At 63.5% G+C, this 21302-nt stretch carries 22 protein-coding genes; 8 read left to right on the top strand and 14 right to left on the bottom strand.

Annotation, left to right across the window (positions count from 1 at the left end; all coding sequences use genetic code 11):
* Positions 1-33: 33 nt before the first annotated feature.
* Entirely contained in the window at positions 34-882 is an 849-nt protein-coding gene (gene rsmI, locus UB43_RS06445; RefSeq protein WP_177329778.1) for a 16S rRNA (cytidine(1402)-2'-O)-methyltransferase, read from the bottom strand.
* 127 nt (positions 883-1009) lie between these two features.
* Between rsmI and UB43_RS06440 the strand changes: the two genes are divergently transcribed.
* From UB43_RS06440 to UB43_RS06425, 4 genes are read left to right on the top strand one after another with little or no spacing between them, the layout of a single operon-like run.
* Positions 1010-2824 (top strand): penicillin-binding protein activator, encoded by a 1815-nt coding sequence (locus tag UB43_RS06440; RefSeq protein WP_045209617.1) that lies wholly within the window; start codon positions 1010-1012, stop codon positions 2822-2824.
* Positions 2821-3198, top strand: coding sequence for a YraN family protein (locus tag UB43_RS06435; RefSeq protein WP_045209616.1), 378 nt, complete (start codon positions 2821-2823; stop codon positions 3196-3198). Before UB43_RS06440 ends, UB43_RS06435 begins: the two co-directional genes overlap by 4 nt.
* A 28-nt stretch (positions 3199-3226) precedes the next feature.
* Positions 3227-3820: a phosphoheptose isomerase gene (locus UB43_RS06430; protein ID WP_017518113.1), complete on the top strand. Its 594-nt coding sequence runs from the start codon at positions 3227-3229 to the stop codon at positions 3818-3820.
* The gene (locus UB43_RS06425) at positions 3817-4395 is read left to right on the top strand and encodes a BON domain-containing protein (RefSeq protein WP_045209615.1); all 579 of its coding nucleotides are present in this window, start codon (positions 3817-3819) and stop codon (positions 4393-4395) included. The genes UB43_RS06430 and UB43_RS06425 overlap by 4 nt, the downstream gene beginning before the upstream one ends.
* 49 nt (positions 4396-4444) lie before the next feature.
* Here UB43_RS06425 and UB43_RS06420 read toward each other — a convergent pair whose 3' ends face one another.
* From UB43_RS06420 to rplM, 7 genes are all read right to left on the bottom strand, one after another.
* Complete coding sequence (locus UB43_RS06420) at positions 4445-4849, bottom strand: ClpXP protease specificity-enhancing factor (RefSeq protein WP_045209614.1); 405 nt, start codon at positions 4847-4849, stop codon at positions 4445-4447.
* Positions 4850-4860: 11 nt separating this feature from the next.
* Positions 4861-5478: a glutathione S-transferase N-terminal domain-containing protein gene (locus UB43_RS06415; protein WP_045209613.1), complete on the bottom strand. Its 618-nt coding sequence runs from the start codon at positions 5476-5478 to the stop codon at positions 4861-4863.
* Positions 5479-5571: 93 nt separating this feature from the next.
* Positions 5572-6354 (bottom strand): cytochrome c1, encoded by a 783-nt coding sequence (locus UB43_RS06410; RefSeq protein ID WP_045209612.1) that lies wholly within the window; start codon positions 6352-6354, stop codon positions 5572-5574.
* Positions 6354-7565 (bottom strand): cytochrome bc complex cytochrome b subunit, encoded by a 1212-nt coding sequence (locus UB43_RS06405; RefSeq protein ID WP_045209611.1) that lies wholly within the window; start codon positions 7563-7565, stop codon positions 6354-6356. The genes UB43_RS06410 and UB43_RS06405 overlap by 1 nt, the downstream gene beginning before the upstream one ends.
* Positions 7565-8155 (bottom strand): ubiquinol-cytochrome c reductase iron-sulfur subunit, encoded by a 591-nt coding sequence (petA, locus tag UB43_RS06400; RefSeq protein ID WP_045209610.1) that lies wholly within the window; start codon positions 8153-8155, stop codon positions 7565-7567. The genes UB43_RS06405 and petA overlap by 1 nt, the downstream gene beginning before the upstream one ends.
* Positions 8156-8404: 249 nt before the next feature.
* Positions 8405-8797 (bottom strand): 30S ribosomal protein S9, encoded by a 393-nt coding sequence (gene rpsI / locus UB43_RS06395; RefSeq protein WP_015475858.1) that lies wholly within the window; start codon positions 8795-8797, stop codon positions 8405-8407.
* Between the two features lie 14 nt (positions 8798-8811).
* A complete protein-coding gene (rplM, locus tag UB43_RS06390) occupies positions 8812-9240 on the bottom strand; it encodes a 50S ribosomal protein L13 (RefSeq protein ID WP_015475857.1) in 429 nt (142 codons plus the stop codon).
* Positions 9241-9486: 246 nt separating this feature from the next.
* Between rplM and UB43_RS06385 the strand changes: the two genes are divergently transcribed.
* The gene (locus UB43_RS06385) at positions 9487-10524 is read left to right on the top strand and encodes an NADP(H)-dependent aldo-keto reductase (RefSeq protein WP_045209609.1); all 1038 of its coding nucleotides are present in this window, start codon (positions 9487-9489) and stop codon (positions 10522-10524) included.
* A gap of 103 nt (positions 10525-10627) precedes the next feature.
* On the opposite strand, the gene UB43_RS06380 is transcribed toward UB43_RS06385, so the two are convergent.
* Positions 10628-11773: an acyl-CoA dehydrogenase family protein gene (locus tag UB43_RS06380; protein ID WP_177329777.1), complete on the bottom strand. Its 1146-nt coding sequence runs from the start codon at positions 11771-11773 to the stop codon at positions 10628-10630.
* 253 nt (positions 11774-12026) lie between these two features.
* Between UB43_RS06380 and UB43_RS06375 the strand changes: the two genes are divergently transcribed.
* Both UB43_RS06375 and UB43_RS06370 read left to right on the top strand, forming a co-directional pair.
* Positions 12027-12926 carry a GlxA family transcriptional regulator gene (locus UB43_RS06375; RefSeq protein WP_177329784.1) on the top strand — a complete coding sequence of 300 codons (900 nt, stop codon included), beginning with the start codon at positions 12027-12029 and terminating at the stop codon, positions 12924-12926.
* A gap of 104 nt (positions 12927-13030) precedes the next feature.
* Complete coding sequence (locus UB43_RS06370; RefSeq protein WP_045209606.1) at positions 13031-13996, top strand: hypothetical protein; 966 nt, start codon at positions 13031-13033, stop codon at positions 13994-13996.
* A gap of 143 nt (positions 13997-14139) precedes the next feature.
* Here UB43_RS06370 and zapE read toward each other — a convergent pair whose 3' ends face one another.
* From zapE to UB43_RS06355, 3 genes are all read right to left on the bottom strand, one after another.
* The gene (gene zapE / locus UB43_RS06365) at positions 14140-15234 is read right to left on the bottom strand and encodes a cell division protein ZapE (RefSeq protein ID WP_045209605.1); all 1095 of its coding nucleotides are present in this window, start codon (positions 15232-15234) and stop codon (positions 14140-14142) included.
* Positions 15235-15328: 94 nt separating this feature from the next.
* A complete protein-coding gene (locus UB43_RS06360) occupies positions 15329-16669 on the bottom strand; it encodes a tryptophan--tRNA ligase (RefSeq protein WP_045209604.1) in 1341 nt (446 codons plus the stop codon).
* A 60-nt stretch (positions 16670-16729) separates the two neighbouring features.
* Positions 16730-17356 (bottom strand): alpha/beta hydrolase, encoded by a 627-nt coding sequence (locus UB43_RS06355; RefSeq protein WP_045209603.1) that lies wholly within the window; start codon positions 17354-17356, stop codon positions 16730-16732.
* A gap of 139 nt (positions 17357-17495) precedes the next feature.
* Between UB43_RS06355 and UB43_RS06350 the strand changes: the two genes are divergently transcribed.
* Positions 17496-17936 (top strand): YhcB family protein, encoded by a 441-nt coding sequence (locus UB43_RS06350; protein ID WP_045209602.1) that lies wholly within the window; start codon positions 17496-17498, stop codon positions 17934-17936.
* Positions 17937-18134: 198 nt separating this feature from the next.
* Here the strand turns inward: UB43_RS06350 and cysN are convergent, their stop codons facing one another.
* Entirely contained in the window at positions 18135-20036 is a 1902-nt protein-coding gene (gene cysN / locus UB43_RS06345; RefSeq protein WP_045209601.1) for a sulfate adenylyltransferase subunit CysN, read from the bottom strand.
* Between the two features lie 12 nt (positions 20037-20048).
* Positions 20049-20966, bottom strand: a complete 918-nt coding sequence (cysD, locus tag UB43_RS06340) for a sulfate adenylyltransferase subunit CysD (protein ID WP_045209600.1) — start codon at positions 20964-20966, stop codon at positions 20049-20051.
* Positions 20967-21302 lie beyond the last annotated feature (336 nt).

Below are 21302 nucleotides of genomic sequence, written 5' to 3'. Positions count from 1 at the left end.
CAAGGTTAGCGGCTGACGACGCTCAGGACAAGCTCAAGCCTTGCCCTGGCGTTCCAGCGCGAGCTGATAAAGCTGGTTCTTGCGCGCCCCGGTGATCTCCGCGGCAAGCGCTGCGGCACGCCTGACCGGCAGTTCCGCCAGCAGCAGATCGAGCACCCGCAGGGTCTGCGCATCCACCGCCTCATCGCCCTCCGGCGCGGGTTTGCCGGCCACCAGCAGCACGCATTCGCCCCGCTGCTGGTTACTGTCGGCTGCCACGAATTGGCGCAACTCGCCCAGCGGCAACCCCTTCAGGGTCTCGAAGGTCTTGGTCAGCTCACGGGCCAGCAGCGCCGGCCGTTCGTCGCCAAAGATCCCTGCCATGTCCTCGATGCACTCCAGCACGCGGTGCGGAGCCTCGTAGAAGATCAGGGTGCGCGGCTCGTCCACCAGCGCCTCCAGGCGCCCACGGCGACCGGCGACCTTGGCGGGCAGGAAGCCTTCGAAGACGAAACGATCCGACGGCAGGCCGGCAGCGGAAAGAGCGGCGATCAGCGCGCAGGCCCCGGGCACCGGCACCACGGCAATGCCTGCCGCGCGCGCCTGGCGCACCAGGTGGTAGCCCGGATCGGAAATCAGCGGCGTGCCCGCATCGGAGATCAGCGCGACGTCCTCGCCAGCCTGAAGCTTGGTGAGGAAGCGCCCGCCCTGCTCTCGCTCGTTGTGCTCATGGCAGGCTGCCAGCGGCGTCTGGATGCCGAAGTGCTGCAGCAGGCGCACGGAGTGGCGGGTGTCTTCGGCCGCGATCAGGGCCACGTCGGCCAGCACCTTCAGCGCCCGGGCGCTGATGTCGTCCAGGTTGCCAATGGGAGTGGCCACCACATAGAGAGTGCCTAGGGTCACGCGGGAGAACCTCACCGGAAGTGTCGGAAAAGACGCATTGTATCCCGATTCCGGCAGCCGCCATCGCGTGACCCTCGTCGCTTGGGTACAATCGGCAGCTCTTTGAATGCGTCACGAGAAGCCCGATATGATCGCTCGCCTGCGTCCGCTATCCGCTCTGTTCCTGGCCGGCATGCTCGCCGCCTGTGCGTCCTCCCCGTCGTCCAATCTCGGCGAACTGCCGCGCACCCCGGACGCCAGCATCGAACAGCTGCTGCAGCAGGCCTCCACCGCCAAGCCGGATGAAGCCGCAGTCCTGCGCCTTTCCGCCGCCGATCTGGCCTACAAGCAGAAAGATCTCGGCCGCTCCACGCAGATCCTCGACCAGATTCCGCTGGAGAGCCTGAAGCCCGCCCAGCAGGTCTTCGCCAGCACCCTGCGCGCCCAGCTCGAACTGGCCCGCAACAAGACCAAGGCCGCCCTGAAGGCCTTCGACCACCCCAGCTTCCAGCGTCTGGGCGAAATGCCCGTGGACCTGCAGGCGCGCGCCGGCATGGTCAAGTCCCTCGCCCTGGCCGCCGACGGCCAGACCCTGAGCGCCGCCCGCGAGCGCGTGTTCATCGACCCGCTGCTCAATGCAGAGGCGAGCAAGGCCAACCACGAGGAAATCTGGAAACTGGTGTCCAGCCTGCCCCTGGATCAGATGCAGGCCAGCAGCAACGAAGGCGACCTGAACGGCTGGCTGGAGCTCGCGCGCATCACCAAGTCTTCCTCGACCTTGAAGGAGCAGCAGTCGAACATCGACAACTGGGTCGCGCAGAACCCCGACCACCCGGCCGCCAAGCAATTGCCCGACGCGCTGACCAAGCTGAAATCCCTGGCTGCCCAGCCGCTGAACAAGATCGGCCTGCTGCTGCCCCAGCAAGGCCAGCTGGCCTCCGTTGCCCGCGCCCTGCAGGACGGTTTCCTCGCCGCCCACTACCAGGCCCAGCACAATGGCGGCCAGCAGCCGGACATCAAGCTCTACGACAGCACCCAGGTGCGCTCGCTGGATGAGTTCTACCGCCAGGCCCAGGCCGACGGCGTGCAGCTGGTCGTTGGCCCGCTGGAGAAGAACCTGGTCAAGCAGATGAGCAGCCAACCGCAACTGCCCATCACCACCCTGGCCCTGAACTACGCCGACGGCAACCAGGAAGGTCCGGCCCAGCTGTTCCAGTTCGGCCTGTCCGCCGAGGACGAGGCGCGCGAAGTCGCCAACCGCGCCTGGAACGATGGCATGCGCCGCGCCGTGGCCCTGGTGCCGCGCGGTGAGTGGGGCGACCGCGTACTCGCCTCCTTCAGCCGCAACTGGCAAGCCGCCGGCGGCACGCTGATCGCTGCCGAGCACGTCGACCAGCCGGTAGAGCTGGCCCGCCAGATCGCCGACCTGCTGCAACTGCGCCAGAGCGAAGGCCGCGCCAAGCGCCTGCAAGGTGTGCTCGACAGCAGCGTCGACACCCAGCCATCGCGCCGCCAGGACATCGACTTCATCTTCCTCGCCGCCACTCCGCAACAGGCCCGCCAGATCAAGCCGACCCTGGCCTTCCAGTACGCCGGCGACCTGCCGGTCTACGCCACCTCCAACCTGTACACCGGCGTGAACAACCCGGCCCAGGACCAGGACCTGAACGGCATCCGGTTCTGCGAGACACCCTGGCTGCTGAACCCGAACAACACCCTGCGCCAGCAGGTCGCTGCGCAGTGGCCGGCCGCCAACGGCAGCCTCGGCCGCCTGTACGCCATGGGCGCCGACGCCTACCAGCTGGCCCCGCGCCTGCCGGAGCTCAAGGCGGTGCCGAGCATGCAGGTGGATGGCCTGACCGGCACCCTGAGCGTCAGCGCCAGCCAGCGCGTAGAGCGCCGCCTGCCCTGGGCCGAGTTCAAGAATGGTCAGGTCCAGCCGCTGGAGAACAGCGGTATTTGATCGGCAATAGCCCTACCCAGAAAGCCGGGCGGCAGGCCGAAGCCACCGCCCTGGCTCATCTGGAACAGCATGGATTGCGCCTCCTGGCGCAGAACTGGACGTGCCGCCGAGGTGAGCTCGATCTGGTCATGCTGGACGGCGATACAGTAGTATTCGTCGAAGTTCGCTCCCGCCGGCATTCTGCCTGGGGTGGGGCGCTGGAGAGCGTGGACATGCGCAAGCGTCAACGCCTGGCCATTTCCGCTGAACTCTTCCTGCAACAGAACGCCCGCTGGAGCAGCCACCCCTGCCGGTTCGACATCGTCGCCATCGACGCGCGCACCCCAGGCTCCGCAGGGCACTTGAACTGGATTCCCAACGCTTTTGACACCTGATCAGACGCCCGACGAAAGGTCACACCTGATGGACATGCAATCCCGTATCCGCCAGCTCTTCCATGCCAGCATCGAGACCAAGCAACAGGCCACCGAGGTGCTCATCCCGCATATCGAGCAGGCCAGCATGGTCATGGTCAATGCCCTGCTGAACGAGGGCAAGATTCTCTCCTGCGGCAACGGCGGTTCCGCCGGCGATGCTCAGCACTTCTCCTCCGAACTGCTGAACCGCTTCGAGCGCGAGCGCCCGAGCCTGCCGGCGGTCGCCCTGACCACCGACAGCTCCACCATCACCTCAATCGCCAACGACTACAGCTACAACGAGGTCTTCTCCAAGCAGATCCGCGCCCTCGGGCAACCGGGCGACGTGCTGCTGGCGATTTCCACCAGCGGCAACTCGGCGAACGTCATTCAGGCGATCCAGGCCGCACATGATCGCGAAATGGTTGTCGTAGCTCTGACCGGCCGCGACGGCGGCAACATGGCATCGTTGCTGCTGCCCGAAGACGTGGAGATCCGCGTTCCGGCCAAGGTCACCGCACGCATCCAGGAAGTCCACCTGCTGGTCATCCATTGCCTGTGCGACCTAATCGACCGTCAACTGTTCGGGAGTGAAGAATGACCCGTACCCCTCTGATCGCAGCCGCACTGGCCGTGACCATGGCACTGGGTGGCTGCACGAGCTTCGTGAGCGCCACCCGCGACAAGCCGATCGACGATGACAAGGGTACCCGCACCCTTGGCAGCAAGATCGACGACTCGCTGATCGAAACCAAGGTGGCAGTGAACGTCGCCAAGGCCGATGCGGACCTCGACCGCAATTCCCACGTCGTGGTGATCAGCTACAACGGCGTGGTGCTGCTGGCCGGCCAGACCCCACGCGCCGACCTGAAGAACAAGGCCGAGCAGGCCGCCAAGGAAGTGCAGAAGGTCAAGACCGTGCACAACGAGCTGCAGATCCTGCAGCCCTCCTCCCTGGCTGCCCGCAGCAACGACACCTGGCTGACCACCAAGATCAAGAGCCAGATGCTCGCTGACGCGAACGTGCCCTCCACTCGCATCAAGGTCCTGACCGAGAACGGCATCGTCTACATGCTGGGCCTGGTCACCCGCAAGGAAGGCGACCTGGCCACGCAGGTGGTGCAGGGGGTGGACGGCGTACAGAAGATCGTCCGCCTGTTCGAGTACATCGACTGATCACTCGATCGCAGGCATGAAAAAGGCGACCCTTGGGTCGCCTTTTTTATTACTTCACCACCTTGAGACTCGGCCGACCACTGGGGCGCGGCGGCTCGTCCGAGGGGCCGTCATCGGGCAATTCCTCGTCATCGGTGGGCACCGGCGGCTCCAGATCGAAGACCATGCCCTGGCCGTTCTCCCGCGCATAGATGGCCATCACGGCCTGGGACGGGACATAGAGGCTCTGGGCGACGCCACCGAAGCGACCTTCGAAGCTGACCGCCTCGTTGTCCATCTGCAGGTGGCGCACTGCGGTCGGCGAGACGTTGAGCACGATCTGGCCGTCGCTGGCATAACCCGGCGGAACCCGCACGCCCGGATACTCGGAATTCACCAGGATATGCGGCGTGCAGCCGTTGTCGACGATCCACTCATAGAGGGCTCGCACGAGGTAGGGACGACTGGAGTTCATCATCAGGCTCCTTAGCGCATATCACGTTCGATAGAGGACAGGCTCGCACGGAAAGTTTCTCGCGCAAACTGCCGCTCCATGTAATCCAACAGAGGCTTCGCCGGCCGCGGCAGTTCAATGCCCAGGAGCGGCAGGCGCCAGAGGATCGGCAGCAGGCAGCAATCCACCAGGCTCAGCTCGTCACTGAGGAAGAACGCCTTGTCGGCGAACAGCGGCGACACTCCTGTCAGGCTCTCACGCAACTCCTTGCGCGCCAAGGCTCGTTCGGCATCCTTGCGGCGGGTATCGAGGATGCGGTCAACCAGGCTGCACCAATCGCGCTGGATGCGGTGCATCAGCAGGCGGCTGTTGGCGCGTGCCACCGGGTAGACCGGAAGCAGCGGCGGGTGTGGATAACGTTCATCGAGATACTCCATGACCACCGTCGACTCGTAGAGCGCGAGATCGCGATCCACCAGAGTCGGCAGGCTGCCATAGGGGTTCACTTCGGCGAGTTTGGCCGGGATGTTGCCAGCGGGTACGTCGATGATGTCGGCGACGACGCTCTTCTCGGCCAGCACCAGGCGCACGCGGTGGCTGTAGTGGCAGGAAGGGTCGGAGAAGCAGGTGAGCTTGTTGATTGCGGCCATGCCGCGCGCCTCCTCGCAGGATCTTCTTGTGGGAGGTAGAAAAACGCACGCGCGCCCCGTAGGGCGCGCGCTTGTTACTACGACGGGTGGTGCTTAGTGCACGTCCTTCCAGTATTCGCGCTTGAGCAGGTAGGCGAATACGAAGAAGAAGGCCAGGAACAGCAGGACGTAGGTGCCGATGCGGTGAGAGTCCAGCTTGTTCGGGTCAGCCGAATAAGCCAGGAAGGTCACCAGATTCTTCACCTTCTCGTCGAACTGAGCTTCGGTCAGCTGGCCGGACTTCGGCACGATGGTCAGCTGGTCGCAGGCCTCGTGGGTCAGCGGGGTACCGGTCAGAGGATCGTACTGCTTCTTGCCATCCTCGACGACCTGAACCTGCTTGCAACCGACGACCTGGCGGCCCTGCAGGCTCACCAGCACGTTCGGCATGCCGACGTTCGGGAAGATCTTGTTGTTCACGCCCCACGGACGCTTGGGATCTTCGTAGAACGAACGCAGGTAGGTGTACAGCCAGTCGGCGCCACGAACGCGGGCTACCAGGGTCAGGTCCGGCGGCGCAGCACCAAACCATGCCTTGGCGTCAGCCGGCTTCATGCCGATGTCCATGTGGTCGCCGATCTTCGCACCGGTGAACACCAGGTGGCTCATCATCAGCTCTTCCGGGATACCCAGATCACGGCCAACACGCTCATAACGCTGGAACTTGGCGCTGTGGCAGCCCATGCAGTAGTTGGCGAAGGTACGCGCGCCATCCTGCATGGCGGCCTTGTCGGTCAGGTCGATATCGACTCGATCCAGGGCCGGGCCATGACCTTCGGCGGCGAAGCCGAAGACAGGCAGCAGAGCCAGAACAAATGCAGCGAATTGCTTTTTCATCAGCCAGTCACCCTTTCCGGAACCGGTTTGGTTTTCTCCATCCGGGTGTAGAACGGCATCAGGATGAAGAAGGCGAAATACAGAATGGTGCACAGGCGGGACAGCGTGGTGCCCAGCGGCGACGGCGCTTGCGAACCGTAGTAGCCGAGGATCACGAAGGAAACCGCGAAGATCACCAGCCAGATCTTGCTCAGCCAGCCCTTGTAGCGGATCGAGCGAACCGGGCTACGGTCCAGCCACGGCAGCACGAACAGCACGGCGATGGCGGCGCCCATGGCGATGACACCCATCAGCTTGTCCGGAACGGCGCGCAGGATGGCGTAGAACGGAGTGAAGTACCACACCGGAGCGATGTGCTCGGGGGTCTTGAACTGGTTCGCCATCTCGAAGTTGGGCTTCTCGAGGAAGAAACCGCCCATTTCCGGGAAGAAGAAGATCACGGTGCAGAAGACGAACAGGAAGACCACGACACCGACGATGTCTTTCACGGTGTAGTACGGGTGGAACGGGATGCCATCCAGCGGGATGCCGTTCTCGTCCTTCTTCTTCTTGATATCCACGCCATCGGGGTTGTTCGAGCCGACTTCGTGCAGCGCCAGGATGTGCAGCACGACCAGGCCGAGCAGGACGATCGGCAGCGCGATCACGTGCAGGGCGAAGAAGCGGTTCAGGGTGATGCCGGAGATCAGGAAGTCACCACGGATCCACTGGGCCAGGTCTTCGCCGACGACCGGAATGGCGCCGAACAGCGAGATGATCACCTGGGCACCCCAGTAGGACATCTGGCCCCAGGGCAGCAGGTAGCCCATGAAGGCCTCGGCCATCAGGGCGAGGTAGATCAGCATGCCGAAGATCCACACCAGCTCGCGCGGCTTCTGGTACGAACCGTACAGCAGGCCACGGAACATGTGCAGGTAGACGACCACGAAGAACGCCGATGCACCAGTGGAGTGCATGTAGCGGATAATCCAGCCGTAATCCACATCTCGCATGATGTACTCGACGGACGCGAAAGCTTCTTCGGCCGACGGGGTGAAGCTCATGGTCAGCCAGATACCGGTGAGGATCTGGTTAACCAGGACGAGCAGTGCGAGGGAGCCGAAGAAGTACCAGAAGTTGAAGTTCTTCGGGGCGTAATACTTGCTCAGATGGTCTTCCCACATCTTGGTCGCGGGGAAGCGGGCATCGACCCAAGCCATGAACTTGTTCATCAGGCTTTCTCCTGGTCCACACCGATGGTCAGCTCGTCACCATCAAGCGAATAGGGCGGAATCGGCAGGTTCAGGGGCGCGGGCTGTCCCTTGTAAACGCGGCCGGCGAGGTCGTAATGGGAGCCGTGGCACGGGCAGAAGTAACCACCCTTCCAGTCCGGACCAAGGTCCGCGGGAGCGACTTCCGGGCGGAAGGTCGGCGAGCAGCCCAGGTGGGTGCAGATACCGACGATCACAGCCAGTTCAGGCTTGATCGAGCGCACCTTGGGATCGACGTAGGCAGGCTGGTCCGAAGCCTTCGACTCGGGGTCAGCCAGTTGCCCATCCAGGGTCGGCAGCGCGTCGAGCATTTCCTTGGTGCGATGCACCAGGAATACCGGCTTGCCACGCCATTCGGCGATGACCTGCTGGCCCGGCTCGATCTTCGCCACGTTGTACTTAACCGGCGCGCCAGCGGCCTTCGCCTTGGCACTGGGGAACCATGACCCCACGAACGGGACCGCAGCTCCGACCGCTCCTGCCGCACCAACCACCGAAGTGGCCGCGACAAGGAAGCGACGCCGGCCTGCATTCACGCCGTCATTACTCATTCAGTCGTCTCCCATCAGCTTCAAGCCTGTTCAAATCAGGCTTTTAAGTAAAAATTCGAGCCGCGCAAAAAATTCGCCAAATGGTAAAGAAAAGCCCTTGTGATGACAAGGTAATAGCCTGTTACGCAACCCCTGAAACCCTTGCACCGCGCGGCTTGCGCGGATGCGACACCTTGCCGCACGAACTTATTGAAGACATAAAAAAACGCCCAGTCCAAAGGATCTGGGCGTTTTTTTCGAAGCGTCGTATTAACGCTTGGAGTACTGCGGACGCTTACGCGCTTTGCGCAGACCGACTTTCTTACGCTCAACTTCGCGGGCATCGCGAGTGACGTAGCCAGCTTTACGCAGCGAGCTGCGCAGGGTCTCGTCGTACTCGATCAGAGCGCGGGTGATACCGTGGCGGATCGCACCAGCTTGACCGCTTACGCCACCGCCAACGACGGTTACGTAGATATCGAACTTCTCGGTGTTCTCGGTCAGCTCGAGCGGCTGACGGACAACCATGCGAGCGGTCTCACGACCGAAGAACTGCTCGATGGAGCGGTTGTTGATGGAGATCTTGCCAGTACCCGGACGCAGGAAGACGCGAGCGGTAGCGGTCTTACGACGGCCAGTGCCGTAATTTTGAGTCGCCGACATAATGAGCTATCCCGTTAAATCTTCAGTTCTTGAGGCTGCTGAGCGGTATGCGGGTGGTTGGCACCCTTGTACACTTTCAGCTTGCGGTACATGTCGCGACCCAGCGGGTTTTTCGGCAGCATGCCTTTGACGGCAGTCTCGATAACACGCTCAGGAGCCTTGGCGATCAGCTTCTCGAAGTTGATCGACTTGATACCGCCCGGGAAGCCCGAGTGATGGTAGTACATCTTGTCGGTAGCTTTGGCGCCAGTGACACGAACCTGCTCGGCGTTGATGACGACGATGTAGTCGCCGGTGTCAACGTGCGGGGTGTATTCCGGCTTGTGCTTGCCGCGCAGGCGGGTAGCAATCTCGGTAGCCAGACGACCCAGGGTCAGGCCAGCAGCGTCGACGACGAACCAGTCGCGCTTAACAGTTTCTGGTTTCGCGGTATAAGTTTTCATTCGTTATAGCCTCAGGGGCCGCCTGAAAATAAGACGGCGAATCTTACTGGACAGTGGTTGCCTTGACAAGTCAAGGACAGCCGAAGACAGACACGAATTGGGGCTCGGGTCGGTGTGCGTCCGTAACGACTAGATGTATCAATCGGCAGGCTTTGGCATCCCCCACCGATGAAAGGCTGCGGAATTATGCAGATTCCGGCAGAATTTTCAACTGTATGACGCACTTGTTTTCATGAGGAGACCCGCATGGAGTACCGCCCGCTCGGCCGCACCGAACTGAAAGTCAGCGCCCTCTGCCTGGGGACCATGACCTGGGGCGAGCAGAACACGCAAAGCGAGGCCTTCGCCCAGATCGAGCGGGCCAAGGCCGCCGGTCTGAATTTCATCGATACCGCCGAGATGTACCCGGTGCCGCCGCGCGCGGAAACCTACAGCCGCACCGAGCAGATCATCGGCAACTGGTTCGCCCAGCGCGGCGACCGCGCCGACTGGGTACTGGCCAGCAAGATCGCCGGACCCGGCAACTCCATCAGCCACATCCGCGACGGCCAGCCGAAACTCGATCGCAAGAACATCGTTGCGGCACTGGATGGCAGCCTCAAGCGCCTGCAGACCGACTGGATCGACCTGTACCAGCTGCACTGGCCTGAACGCAGTACCAACTTCTTCGGCCAACTGGGCTACCAGCACAAGGAAGAGAGCTTCACAGCGCTGGAAGACACCCTGGAAGCCCTGGACGAACAGGTTCGCGCCGGTAAGATCCGCCACGTCGGCCTGTCCAACGAGACGCCCTGGGGCACCATGCGCTTCCTGCAGATCGCCCAGGAGCGCGGCTGGCCGCGCGCGGTGTCGATCCAGAACCCCTACAACCTGCTCAACCGCAGCTTCGAGGTAGGTCTGGCGGAAATCGCCGTCCGCGAGCAGATCGGCCTGCTGGCCTACTCGCCCCTGGCCTTCGGCATGCTCTCGGGCAAGTACTTCAATGGCGCGCGCCCGGCCAATGCACGGATCACCCTGTTCAGCCGCTTCACCCGCTACACCAACCCGCAGACCGCCAGCGCCTGCGACCGCTACGTGACCCTGGCCCGCGAGCATGGCCTGGACCCGGCGCAGATGGCCCTGGCCTTCGTCACCAGCCGGCCGTTCGTGACCAGCAACATCATCGGCGCGACCAACCTCGAACAACTGGAAGCCAACCTCGGCAGCTTCGAGCTGAAGCTCTCCGACGAGGTACTGGCGGGCATCGAGGCAATCCACAAGGACCAGCCGAACCCGGCACCGTAGCGCTTTGCTCTTGTAGGAGCGAGCTTGCTCGCGAACGGTCCAGCGCTGAATTTCCCGGCGGAATCAGTTCGCGAGCAAGCTCGCTCCTAGAGGGCCAGGCCCATCACAAAGCGCGGGCGATGATCTCCTTCATGATCTCGTTGGTGCCGGCGTAGATGCGCTGCACGCGCGCATCAGCCCAGGCGCGGGCGATCGGGTACTCCCACATGAAGCCGTAACCACCGTGCAGCTGTACGCACTCATCGAGCACCTTGCACTGCAGGTCCGTGGTCCAGTACTTGGCCATCGCCGCGGTGGGTACGTCCAGCTTGCCTTCCAGATGCTGCTCCAGGCAGCGGTCGACGAAGACGCGGCCGACCTGGATCTCGGTGGCCATTTCCGCGAGCTTGAAGCGAGTGTTCTGGAAGTCCGCGACGGATTTTCCGAAGGCCTTGCGGTCGCGGGTGTAGTCCAGCGTCCATTTCAGCGCCGCCTCGGCCGAGGCCAGCGCACCGAGGGCCACGGTCAGGCGCTCCTGAGGCAGTTCCTGCATCAGGTAGATGAAGCCCTGCCCGTCCTTGCCCAGCAGGTTTTCCTTGGGGATGCGTACGTCCTGGAAGAACAGCTCGGAGGTGTCCTGGGCCTTCATGCCGACCTTTTCCAGGCGCTTGCCCTTGCTGAAACCCGGCGTGCCGGCCTCCACCAGGAACAGGCTGGTGCCCTTGGCGCCGGCCTTGGGGTCGGTCTTGGCGACCACGATCACCAGGTCGGCCAGCCAGCCGTTGGTGATGAAGGTCTTCGAACCGTTGATCACGTACTCGTCACCCTCCAGCACGGCGGTGGTCTTCACGCCCTGCAGGTCGGAGCCGGCGCCCGGCTCGGTCATCGCGATGGCCGAGACCATCTCGCCGGAAATCAGCTTGGGCAGGTAGCGCTGCTTCAGCTCTTCGCTGCCGTAGTGAAGGATGTAGGGCGCGACGATGTCCGAATGCAGCGAGAAGCCGATGCCGGTCAGGCCCAGGCGACCGATCTCCTCGATCACCACGGCGCTGTAGAGGAAGTCCGCCGCCATACCGCCGTAGGCCTCAGGCAGGTGCGAGCAGAGCATCCCGGCCTCACCGGCCTTGTTCCACAGCTTGCGGTCGATGTGACCGTCCTTTTCCCACTGGGCGTGGAAGGGCACCGCCTCCTGTTCGAGAAACTTGCGGACGCTGTCGCGGAACAGTTCGTGATCGGAACTGAACAGGGTTCTGGGAATCATGCGGTGCACCTGCGGATCGGTTGTAGGAATTATTGGAAGGCCGACTGTAGGCCAAGCACGAACCGCTCTGCACTGGACACTTTCGCCAAAAAATAAGACGATCCAGCCGCATCATGACCGCTTTAGCGTCATGCAAAGACATCCATAAGAAGTACAAGAACCGATGCCCAACCCAGCTTCCCGCGTGCTGCGCCGCGTCAGCATCCTCGCCACCCATGGCGTGTTCGGCTCCACCCTGATGCAGGCCAAGGACTTCTTCCACATGGCCGCCCTGCGCCATGGCCGCCAGCAGGGCCTCGGCCTGCAGCCCAGCTTCGAGACCCGCATCGTCAGCCCCGACGGCCAGCCGGTGATGAGTTTCAGCGGCGATCTCCTGCCGGTACACGGCGCCCTGGACGAACCGGAGCTGGTCATCCTCCCGGCCTTCTGGGGCGACTTCGATGAACTGCTGACCCTCTACCCGCAGGTGACATCCTGGCTGCGCGAGCGCCATGCGGCCGGCTGCGTGCTGTGCGGCGAAGTCTCCGGGGTGTTCTGGCTGGCCGAGGCGGGCCTGCTGGACGGCAAGGAAGCAACCACCTACTGGCGCTTCTTCCGCGAATTCGCCGAGCGCTACCCCAGGGTGCTGCTCAACCAGGACAAGCACATCGCCGACGCCGACAACATCTACACCGCCAGCGGCCTGACCTCGGTGCGCGACCTGTACATCTACCTGATCGAACACTTTTGCGGCGCCGCCGTGGCTCAGGGCGTAGCCCGCGACATCCTCTACGAGGTGCAACGCACCTACACGCCAGGCCGACTGGGCTTCGGCGGGCAGAAGCTGCACCACGACCCGGCGATCCTGCAGATCCAGCACTGGCTGGAAGAGCATTTCTGCGACAAGTTCCGCTTCGAGGATGTCGCCCGCGAGCACGGCATGAGCATCCGCAACTTCATGCGACGCTTCCAGGCGGCCACCGGCGACAAGCCGCTGCACTACCTGCAGCGCCTGCGCATCGAGACCGCGCGCAACCTGTTGTCGACCAGCCGCAAGAGCATCAAGACCATCAGCTACGAAGTCGGCTACGACGACGCCAGCTTTTTTGCTCGCCTGTTCAGGCAGCACACCGGGCTGTCGCCGAATCATTACCGGCGCCAGTACGAACAGAAGGAAGCCTGAAACAGGCCATCCCTAGGATGGGTTCACGGGCCCCGAGTGCGCCCTATGATCGACTGACGCTCCCAAGAGCCGTTTCGACAACAAGAACCCAACGGGATATCGCCATGCGCCGCTTTCTGCTTGCCCTGCTGGCCGTCTTCAGCCTCAACGCTGTGGCGGACGACACCTGGAAACCCTTCCCCTACGACCAGAGCGCCTTCGACTACAGCGGCGACAAGCTACGCGAGGCCTGGCCGCGCCTGACCCGCGGCTTCGGCAGCAACTATCCCTTCCCGGATGCGGACTGGGTGGTGACCATGGCCACGAAGCATCCCGAAGCCCTTGAGAAGACGGTCGCAGCCGGCACCGGTTTCAGCGGTAAGCCGGAAGAAGCGCAGGTCTACGCCGAGAAGCTGCAGGACGTGTGGCGCAAGGTGTTCCGCGGCGACTTCGCCCAGGCCAAGAAGGACGGCCTGGCGCTGGGCGTTGGCGGGCAGGTGCCAGGCATGTTCGCCCAGGTGCTCTACGCGATGTTCCTCGCACCGAGCCAGGACGAGAAGCAGCGCCTGCTGGAAGAAGTGATCAGCTACACCGACGAAGCCGGCCCGCTGCTCAATGCCGACCCCATCGCCCAGTTCGGCCGCGCCTACGCCAAGGCCCGCCTGGCCGAGGACCTGCCGGTGCCGGTGGTGCTCAAGCGCGGCTACACCAGCGACATCCCCAAGGAGCTGGACGCCCTGCTGGCCAGGCAGCCGAACCAGCCGTTCGCCCTGGCGCTCTACGGCGGCTATGAGGCCGGCGTGATCCGCAAGGTCGGCAAGCTGGTGGGCAAGATGACCTACGGGGTCAGCGCGGACAAGATGGAGCAGTACTTCGCCCGTTCCTTCCGCGCCGCCGATGACCTGCCCATCGGCCATTACGAATACGCCAACGCGCTGGGCTATGTGTACGGCGAGGACGAGGAGCAAAAGGCGCTGGAGCAGTTGAAGAAGGCCGTGGCGATCAAGCCGATCACCGCCATGGAGGCACTGGAAGTCGCCCATGCCCAGCAACTGCTGAAGAAGGTGCAGCAGGAGATGGCCCAGCGCTGAGTCTTGCTTTGCAGGAGCGAGCTTGCTCGCTAACCGCCCAGCCTCCGAGCTGCCGGTGAAATGTTCGCGAGCAAGCTCGCTCCTACAGAAGAACCACAACAAAAAAGGCTGCCCGAAGGCAGCCTTTTTTATTCGCCGAACCGTCAGGGACGGTGCGGGCGGCTCAGGTATTCGTGGGACTGCATTTCCAGCAGGCGGCTCAGGGTGCGCTGGAATTCGAACTCCAGGCGGCCACCGGTGTACAGGTCCTTGAGCTCTACCTCGGCGGAGAGGATCAGCTTGACGTTGCGGTCGTAGAACTCGTCCACCAGGTTGATGAAGCGGCGCGCCATGTCGTCCTTGGCCACGCCCATCTGCTCGACGTTGGAAATCAGGATCGCGTGGAAGATCTTCGCCAGTTCGATGTAGTCGTTCTGGCTGCGCGGGCCGTCACACAGTTCGCGGAACTCGAACCAGGCCACGTCATCGCAGGTGATGCGCGCGAGGATTTCGCGGTTCTCGATCATCAATGCGTCATCGCGGGTGGCCGCGGCGCACTCAGGGGTCAGCGCCTTGAAGTCGCGGGTCATGGCCTGCTCGGCCTGCTCGGACAGCGGCCAGTGGTACAGCTCGGCCTGTTCCAGGGCGCGCAGGCGGTAGTCCACGCCGCTGTCGACGTTGACCACTTCGGTGTACTTCTTGACCAGGGCGATGGCCGGCAGGAAACGGGCGCGCTGCAGGCCGTCCTTGTACAGGCCGTCCGGCACGATGTTGGAGGTCGCCACCAGGCTGACGCCGTTCTTGAACAGCTCTTCCAGCAGGGTCGCGAGGATCATCGCGTCGGTGATGTCGGAGACGAAGAATTCATCGAAGCAGATCACCCGGGCCTCGTCGGCGAATCGCTTGCCGATGATGGTCAGCGGGTTCTTCTCGCCCTTGAGGGTTTTCATTTCCTCGTGGACGCGCTTCATGAAGCGGTGGAAGTGCGTGCGCATCTTCTGCTTGAAGGGCAGCGCTTCGAAGAAGGTATCCACCAGGTAGGTCTTGCCGCGGCCGACGCCGCCCCAGAAGTACAGGCCCTTCACCGGTTCCTGGGACTTCTTGCCCAGCAGCTTGCCGAACAGGCCGGTCTTGCCTTTATCGGCGGCGACCAGGTCGTCGTAGAGGCGTTGCAGGTGCTTCACGGCGTTCGCTTGCGCGGCGTCGTGGAAGAAATCGGGGCGTTTGAGGTCTTCCTGGTAGCGCTGAAGAGGCGTCATGATCGGTAGCAAGGCAACGAAAACGGGGGCGCACACTTTAGCGGCGCCCCCGTTGCTTGGCAATTGGCCGGTAGTCGGACCGGCCTGCCAACCCTCACTCCTGCGGAGCGAGAGCCTCGCGCAGACGCTGCATGGCGGCGTCGCGCTCCGCGTCGGTGGCGAACTCCGGGCTGTACGCCACAGCTTCGCCGTCCAGACGCACGCTGAAGGCGTTCAGCTCGGCGTGCAGGTCCAGTTCCTCGGACTGCAGGCGCTTGGTCACCTGGCCGGCGGCCTTGCCATCGGCGAAGGCGATGGACAGCAGCAGTTGCTCGCCAGCGGCATCCAGCAGACGGAAGCGGAAGCCGTCGTCCTCGCGGAAGCTGACGAAACGCGCGGCCTTGGCGGCCTTCTTCTTGCCTTCGCTGGCCACTTGCACCTGCTCGCGGAACGAGCGCAGGCCGACGGATTCGCGCAGCTCGCCGAGGAACGGAGTGGCGATGCGGCGGGCCTTGGCGGCACCGGCCAGGAGGATGTCCTCCAGGTCGGCCGGGCGGGTGATCAGCGCGTGGTAGCGCTCGCGGGCCTCGCCCAGTTCGTTGTCGAGCAGCTCGAACAGGCGCTGCTTGGCTTCGCCCCAGGCCAGGCCACCGAGCAGTTCGGCGCGGAACGCAGCCTGTTGCTCGTGGGTGGAGAAGGCCTGGTACAGGGTGAACAGGTGGGAGTTGTCCGGGTCCTTCGGCTCGCCCGGCGCGCGGGAGTCGGTGACGATGCGCGCGACGGCGTCCTTGAGCTGCTTGGCGCTGCCGAACAGCGGGATGGTGTTGTCGTAGCTCTTGGACATCTTGCGACCGTCCAGGCCCGGCAGGGTCGCCACGTCTTCCTCGATCACCACTTCCGGCAGGGTGAACAGCTCCTTGCCGTTACCGAACAGGTGGTTGAAGCGCTGGCCGATGTCGCGGGCCATCTCCACGTGCTGGATCTGGTCGCGGCCGACCGGCACCTTGTGGGCGTTGAACATCAGGATGTCCGCGGCCATCAGCACCGGGTAGCTGTACAGGCCCATGGTGACGCCGGCGTCCGGGTCTTCGCCGGCCTCGACGTTCTTGTCCACCGAGGCCTTGTAGGCGTGGGCACGGTTGAGCAGGCCCTTGGCACTGACGCAAGTGAGCAGCCAGGTCAGCTCGGGGATTTCGGGAATATCGGACTGGCGATAGAAGGTCGCCTTGTCAGCATCCAGGCCGCAGGCCAGCCAGGTGGCGGCGATTTCCAGACGCGAACGCTGGATGCGCGCCGGGTCATCGCACTTGATCAGCGCGTGGTAATCGGCCAGGAAGTAGAAGGAATCTGCCTGCGGATCGCGGCTGGCGACGATGGCCGGGCGGATGGCGCCGGCGTAGTTGCCCAGGTGCGGAGTACCGGTGGTGGTGATGCCGGTCAGGATACGGGTCGTCATGGGAATCCAGGAATCAACACAATTGAAATGGCGGGCCGGATGGTAACGCGGCTTGGCGGGCTAGGCGAGCCGGGCCTGTATCAGGTCCTTGAGCTCGATCAGCTTGCCGTGGAAGAAATGGCTGCACTCGGGGATGCGGATCAGTTCGTGAGGCTTGCTCAGCTCGGCGCTCCAGGCATACACGCGCTCGGGCGTGACCACTTCGTCGGCTTCGGGCTGGATCACCGTCAGCGGGCAGCGCTCGGGCAGGTCGACGTCGAAGCGCTCCACCGGCGGCGCCAGCATGAGCAGTTGTGCGAGCTCAGCGCCCTGCTCTTCCAGGCGCTCGGCGGCGTTGCCGGCCACGCAGGAGCCGAAGGAGAAGCCCATCAGCGTCAGCGGCAGCTCCGGATGTTGCCCGGCCAGCCAGCGCGCGGCGGCCAGCACGTCGTCGATCTCACCGCGGCCTTCGGCATAACTGCCGGCGCTCTGACCCACGCCGCGAAAATTGAAACGCAAGGTGGCGTATCCTGCATCCCGTGCGGCGCGCTGCAGGGTGGCGACCACCTTGTTCTGCATGGTGCCGGCGAACAGCGGGTGCGGATGGCAGATCAGCGCGACGCCCCTGGCGTCGGGCGTGGCGAGGTGCAGGGCTTCCAGTTGGCCTTCGGGGCCATCGAGGAACAGGGGGATTTCGCGGGTGGTCAAACAACAGCTCCGTGACCCCGTGGCGGGTCGTCTCGTCTAGCTCAATACCTGCGCAGGCGGCGAAGCATTCGCCACGGTATACAAGCACAGGTGCAAGCCGCTAACGTAAAGCAAAGCCGTCTATAGAGGAAGGATTCGCGTGGAACAGTCCCTCACCACCTGGTTGCTGCCGCTACTCGCCCTGATCGTCGGGGTCGGCATCGGCTTTCTGATCGCCCGCCTGCTGCCCAACGCCGCGCCCAACAAGCTGCAGCGTCAGGTGGACGACATGCAGGATCGTTTCGATAGCTACCAGCGCGAAGTGGTGACCCACTTCAGCACCTCCGCCAGCCTGATGAAAAAGCTCACCCAGAGCTATCAGGATGTGCAGGAGCACCTGTCCGAGGGCGCCGAGCGTCTGGCCCTGGACGAACAGACCAAACAGCGCCTGCTGGCCGCCCTGCACGCCGACGAATACCCCGAGCGCCGCGAGCGCCTGACCCCGCCGGCGAACAACGAAGCACCGCGCGACTACGCGCCCAAGACCGGCGACGGCCCGGGCACCCTGGACGAGACGTACGGGCTGAAAAGCAAGTACTGAAGCCTCTGCCCCAAAGAAAAAGCCCCGCCTCGGCGGGGCTTTTTCATGCCTGCGCAAATGCACGACCTGTAGGAGCGAGCTTGCTCGCGAACCACTGGCTTCTCAATCGACCGGGTATGTTCGCCGGCAAGCTCGCCCCTACGAAGAGCCAAAGAAAAAGCCCCGCGCAGGCGGGGCTTTTTCATAGCGTGGCGGCGATCAGATCGCGCCGCGCTGGCGGAGCAGGTCGAGGACAGCCTTGACGCCCTCTTCCACCGACTGGCTCTGGGTGTCGACCACCAGATCGGCATCCAGCGGCACGTCGAACGGGAAGGATTCGCCCGGAATGTTGTCCTGGCCGGCGGCGTACAAGCCCTGTGGATCACGTTCACGGCAGACCTGCGGAGAAGCCTGGACGTAGACGGTGACCAGGCGCTCGGCGCCGATCAGCGACTTGGCGCGCTCGCGACCTTCGGCGCTCGGGGCGACGAAGGCGCACAGGCTGATCAGGCCGGCCTCGTTGAACTGCCTGGCCACATGAGCGGTGCGCAGCCAGTTCTCGGTACGACCGGCGCGATCCTGCGGCAGGCCCTTGTTCAGGTCATGGCGCAGGTTCTGGCCGTCCAGCACATAGACCGCACGGCCCATGTCGAACAGCTTGCGCTCCACGGCGTAGGCCAGGGTGCTCTTGCCAGCACCGGAGAGGCCGCTGAACAGGACCGTAGCGGGCTGCTGGCCGAAGCGTGCCGCGCGCTCCTCGCGAGCTACATGGGCGTTCGCACCATGGTGGGCGACAGCGCCGTGGCTGGCTTGCGGCGCGGCGATGATCATGCCGGCGCCAACGGTGCCGTTGGTCAGGCGGTCGACGACGATGAAGGCACCGGTGGTGCGGTTCTGTTCGTAGCCGTCCAGCGCAATCGGAGCATCCAGGCTGACCTTCACGCGGGCGATCTCGTTGAGCTTGAGTTCGCTGGCGGCAGTCTCTTCCAGGGTATTCACGTCCACCTTGTGGGTGATGCTCGGAATCGAACCGGGCACGTAGCTGGTGGCGCGCTTGATGTCGTACTTCTTGCCCGGCAGCATCGGCTCTTCGGCCATCCACACCAGCATGGCGTCGAAGCCGTCGGTGACCTGCGGACGATTGTCGGCATGCACCAGCATGTCGCCGCGGGAGACATCGATCTCGTCTTCCAGGGTCAGGGTAACGGCCTGGCCCGGGCCGGCCTGCTCCAGCTCACCTTCGTAGGTGACGATGGACTTGACCTTGCTGCCCTTGCCCGACGGCAGGGCAATGACTTCGTCGCCCTTGCGCACGATGCCGCTCGCCAGGGTGCCGGCAAAGCCGCGGAAGTTCAGGTTCGGACGGTTGACGTACTGCACCGGGAAGCGCATGTCGTCGAGGTTGCGGTCGCCCGCGACTTCCACGGTCTCGAGGATTTCCATCAGCGACTGGCCGGTGTACCACGGCGAGCGCTCGGACTTGTTGACCACGTTGTCGCCCTTCAGCGCCGACATCGGCACGAAGTGCAGGGAGTTGGTCTTGAGGTTGATCTTGTCGGCGAACTGCAGGTAGTCGGCCTTGATCTGCTCGAAGACGCCCTCATCGAAGCCCTTGAGGTCCATCTTGTTGATGGCGACGACGATGTGCTTGATGCCCAGCAGCGAGGCGATGAAGCTGTGCCGGCGGGTCTGGGTCTGCACGCCGTAGCGGGCGTCGATCAGGATGATGGCCAGGTCGCAGGTGGAGGCGCCGGTGGCCATGTTGCGGGTGTACTGCTCATGGCCGGGAGTGTCGGCGATGATGAACTTGCGCTTGGCGGTGCTGAAGTAGCGGTACGCCACGTCGATGGTGATGCCCTGCTCGCGCTCGGCCTGCAGGCCATCCACGAGCAGCGCCAGGTCAACCTCGTCGCCGGTGGTGCCGACTTTCTTGGAATCCTTGGTGATGGCCTCGAGGTGGTCCTCGTAGATCATCTTGGAGTCGTGCAGCAGGCGCCCGATCAGGGTGCTCTTGCCGTCGTCGACGTTGCCGCAGGTGAGGAAGCGCAGGAGTTCCTTGCGCTCGTGCTGGGCCAGGTAGGCGAGGATGTCCTCGCTGATCAGATCGGATTGATGCGACATGGTGCGAGAACCTTAGAAGTAGCCCTGACGTTTCTTTTCTTCCATCGAACCGGCGGCGTCGTGGTCGATGACCCGGCCCTGGCGTTCGGAAGTCCGCGTCAGCAGCATTTCCTGGATGATTTCCGGCAGCGAAGTGGCGGTCGACTCCACCGCGCCAGTCAGCGGGTAGCAGCCCAGGGTGCGGAAACGCACCATCTTCTTCTGGATGCTGGCCTTCTGCTCGGGCGTGAGGTGCTCGAGGATGCGCTCGTCGTCGATCATGATCAGCGAGCCGTTCATCTCGATGACTTCGCGCTCGGCGGCGAAGTACAGCGGCACGATCGGGATCTGTTCCAGGTAGATGTATTGCCAGATGTCCAGTTCGGTCCAGTTCGACAGCGGGAAGACGCGGATCGATTCGCCCTTCTTCACCTTGCCGTTGTAGACGTTCCACAGCTCCGGACGCTGGTTCTTCGGGTCCCAGCGGTGCTTGCTGTCACGGAAGGAGTAGACGCGCTCCTTGGCGCGGGACTTCTCCTCGTCGCGGCGGGCACCACCGAAGGCGGCATCGAAGCCGTGCTTGTCGAGGGCCTGCTTGAGGCCTTCGGTCTTCATGATATCGGTGTGCTTGGCGCTGCCGTGGGTGAACGGGTTGATGTCCTGAGCCACGCCATCGGGGTTGATGTGGGTGATCAGGTCCAGGCCCAGTTCCTCGACCATCTTGGTGCGGAAACTGTACATCTCCTGGAATTTCCAGCGGGTGTCGACATGCATCACCGGGAAAGGCAGCTTGCCGGGGAAGAAGGCCTTGCGCGCGAGGTGAAGCATCACCGCGCTGTCCTTGCCGATCGAGTACAGCATCACCGGGTTGTCGAACTCGGCGGCGACCTCGCGGATGATGTGGATGCTCTCGGCCTCCAGCTGTTTCAGATGCGTCAGTTTGTCGACCATGGCTACTCACGGAATTGCTTATGGACGGCCGGCGGGCCGTAGACGAGCGCGCACTCTATCACAGCGCAAGGCTCTAACCGGCGGGCGGGTTATACCGAAAAAATATACTGATATAGCCATACGCGCTCAGTGTGAAAACCGCTTTCAACCGGCGTCTGAAGGTGTGCTCCCGAGGCACTCGAACGAGGCGCAGCAAAGGCCCAAATGCCATCTCGGAAACAACCTCGGGATTTTTCCTGCAACAGAGTCAGCGGCTTCTACGATGCTCTCCCGGCTTGTGCCCAGCCGGCACTGCGCTAGCATAGCGGCACGTTTTCCTGCCCCAGAAGATTTCCC

The sequence above is a fragment of the Pseudomonas sp. 21 genome (assembly GCF_000955805.1).
GTDB lineage: Bacteria > Pseudomonadota > Gammaproteobacteria > Pseudomonadales > Pseudomonadaceae > Pseudomonas.
This window is presented reverse-complemented; position numbering and strand designations above follow the sequence as displayed.

Excerpts from the sequence above, each read along its gene's own strand:
- UB43_RS06440 (WP_045209617.1), top strand. The coding sequence starts at position 1,010 with ATGATCGCTCGCCTGCGTCCGCTATCCGCTCTGTTCCTGGCCGGCATG.
- UB43_RS06430 (WP_017518113.1), top strand. The coding sequence starts at position 3,227 with ATGGACATGCAATCCCGTATCCGCCAGCTCTTCCATGCCAGCATCGAG.
- UB43_RS06425 (WP_045209615.1), top strand. The coding sequence starts at position 3,817 with ATGACCCGTACCCCTCTGATCGCAGCCGCACTGGCCGTGACCATGGCA.
- UB43_RS06420 (WP_045209614.1), bottom strand. The coding sequence starts at position 4,849 with ATGAACTCCAGTCGTCCCTACCTCGTGCGAGCCCTCTATGAGTGGATC.
- UB43_RS06415 (WP_045209613.1), bottom strand. The coding sequence starts at position 5,478 with ATGGCCGCAATCAACAAGCTCACCTGCTTCTCCGACCCTTCCTGCCAC.
- UB43_RS06410 (WP_045209612.1), bottom strand. The coding sequence starts at position 6,354 with ATGAAAAAGCAATTCGCTGCATTTGTTCTGGCTCTGCTGCCTGTCTTC.
- UB43_RS06405 (WP_045209611.1), bottom strand. The coding sequence starts at position 7,565 with ATGAACAAGTTCATGGCTTGGGTCGATGCCCGCTTCCCCGCGACCAAG.
- petA (WP_045209610.1), bottom strand. The coding sequence starts at position 8,155 with ATGAGTAATGACGGCGTGAATGCAGGCCGGCGTCGCTTCCTTGTCGCG.
- rpsI (WP_015475858.1), bottom strand. The coding sequence starts at position 8,797 with ATGTCGGCGACTCAAAATTACGGCACTGGCCGTCGTAAGACCGCTACC.
- rplM (WP_015475857.1), bottom strand. The coding sequence starts at position 9,240 with ATGAAAACTTATACCGCGAAACCAGAAACTGTTAAGCGCGACTGGTTC.
- UB43_RS06385 (WP_045209609.1), top strand. The coding sequence starts at position 9,487 with ATGGAGTACCGCCCGCTCGGCCGCACCGAACTGAAAGTCAGCGCCCTC.
- UB43_RS06375 (WP_177329784.1), top strand. The coding sequence starts at position 12,027 with ATGGCCGCCCTGCGCCATGGCCGCCAGCAGGGCCTCGGCCTGCAGCCC.
- UB43_RS06370 (WP_045209606.1), top strand. The coding sequence starts at position 13,031 with ATGCGCCGCTTTCTGCTTGCCCTGCTGGCCGTCTTCAGCCTCAACGCT.
- zapE (WP_045209605.1), bottom strand. The coding sequence starts at position 15,234 with ATGACGCCTCTTCAGCGCTACCAGGAAGACCTCAAACGCCCCGATTTC.
- UB43_RS06360 (WP_045209604.1), bottom strand. The coding sequence starts at position 16,669 with ATGACGACCCGTATCCTGACCGGCATCACCACCACCGGTACTCCGCAC.
- cysN (WP_045209601.1), bottom strand. The coding sequence starts at position 20,036 with ATGTCGCATCAATCCGATCTGATCAGCGAGGACATCCTCGCCTACCTG.
- cysD (WP_045209600.1), bottom strand. The coding sequence starts at position 20,966 with ATGGTCGACAAACTGACGCATCTGAAACAGCTGGAGGCCGAGAGCATC.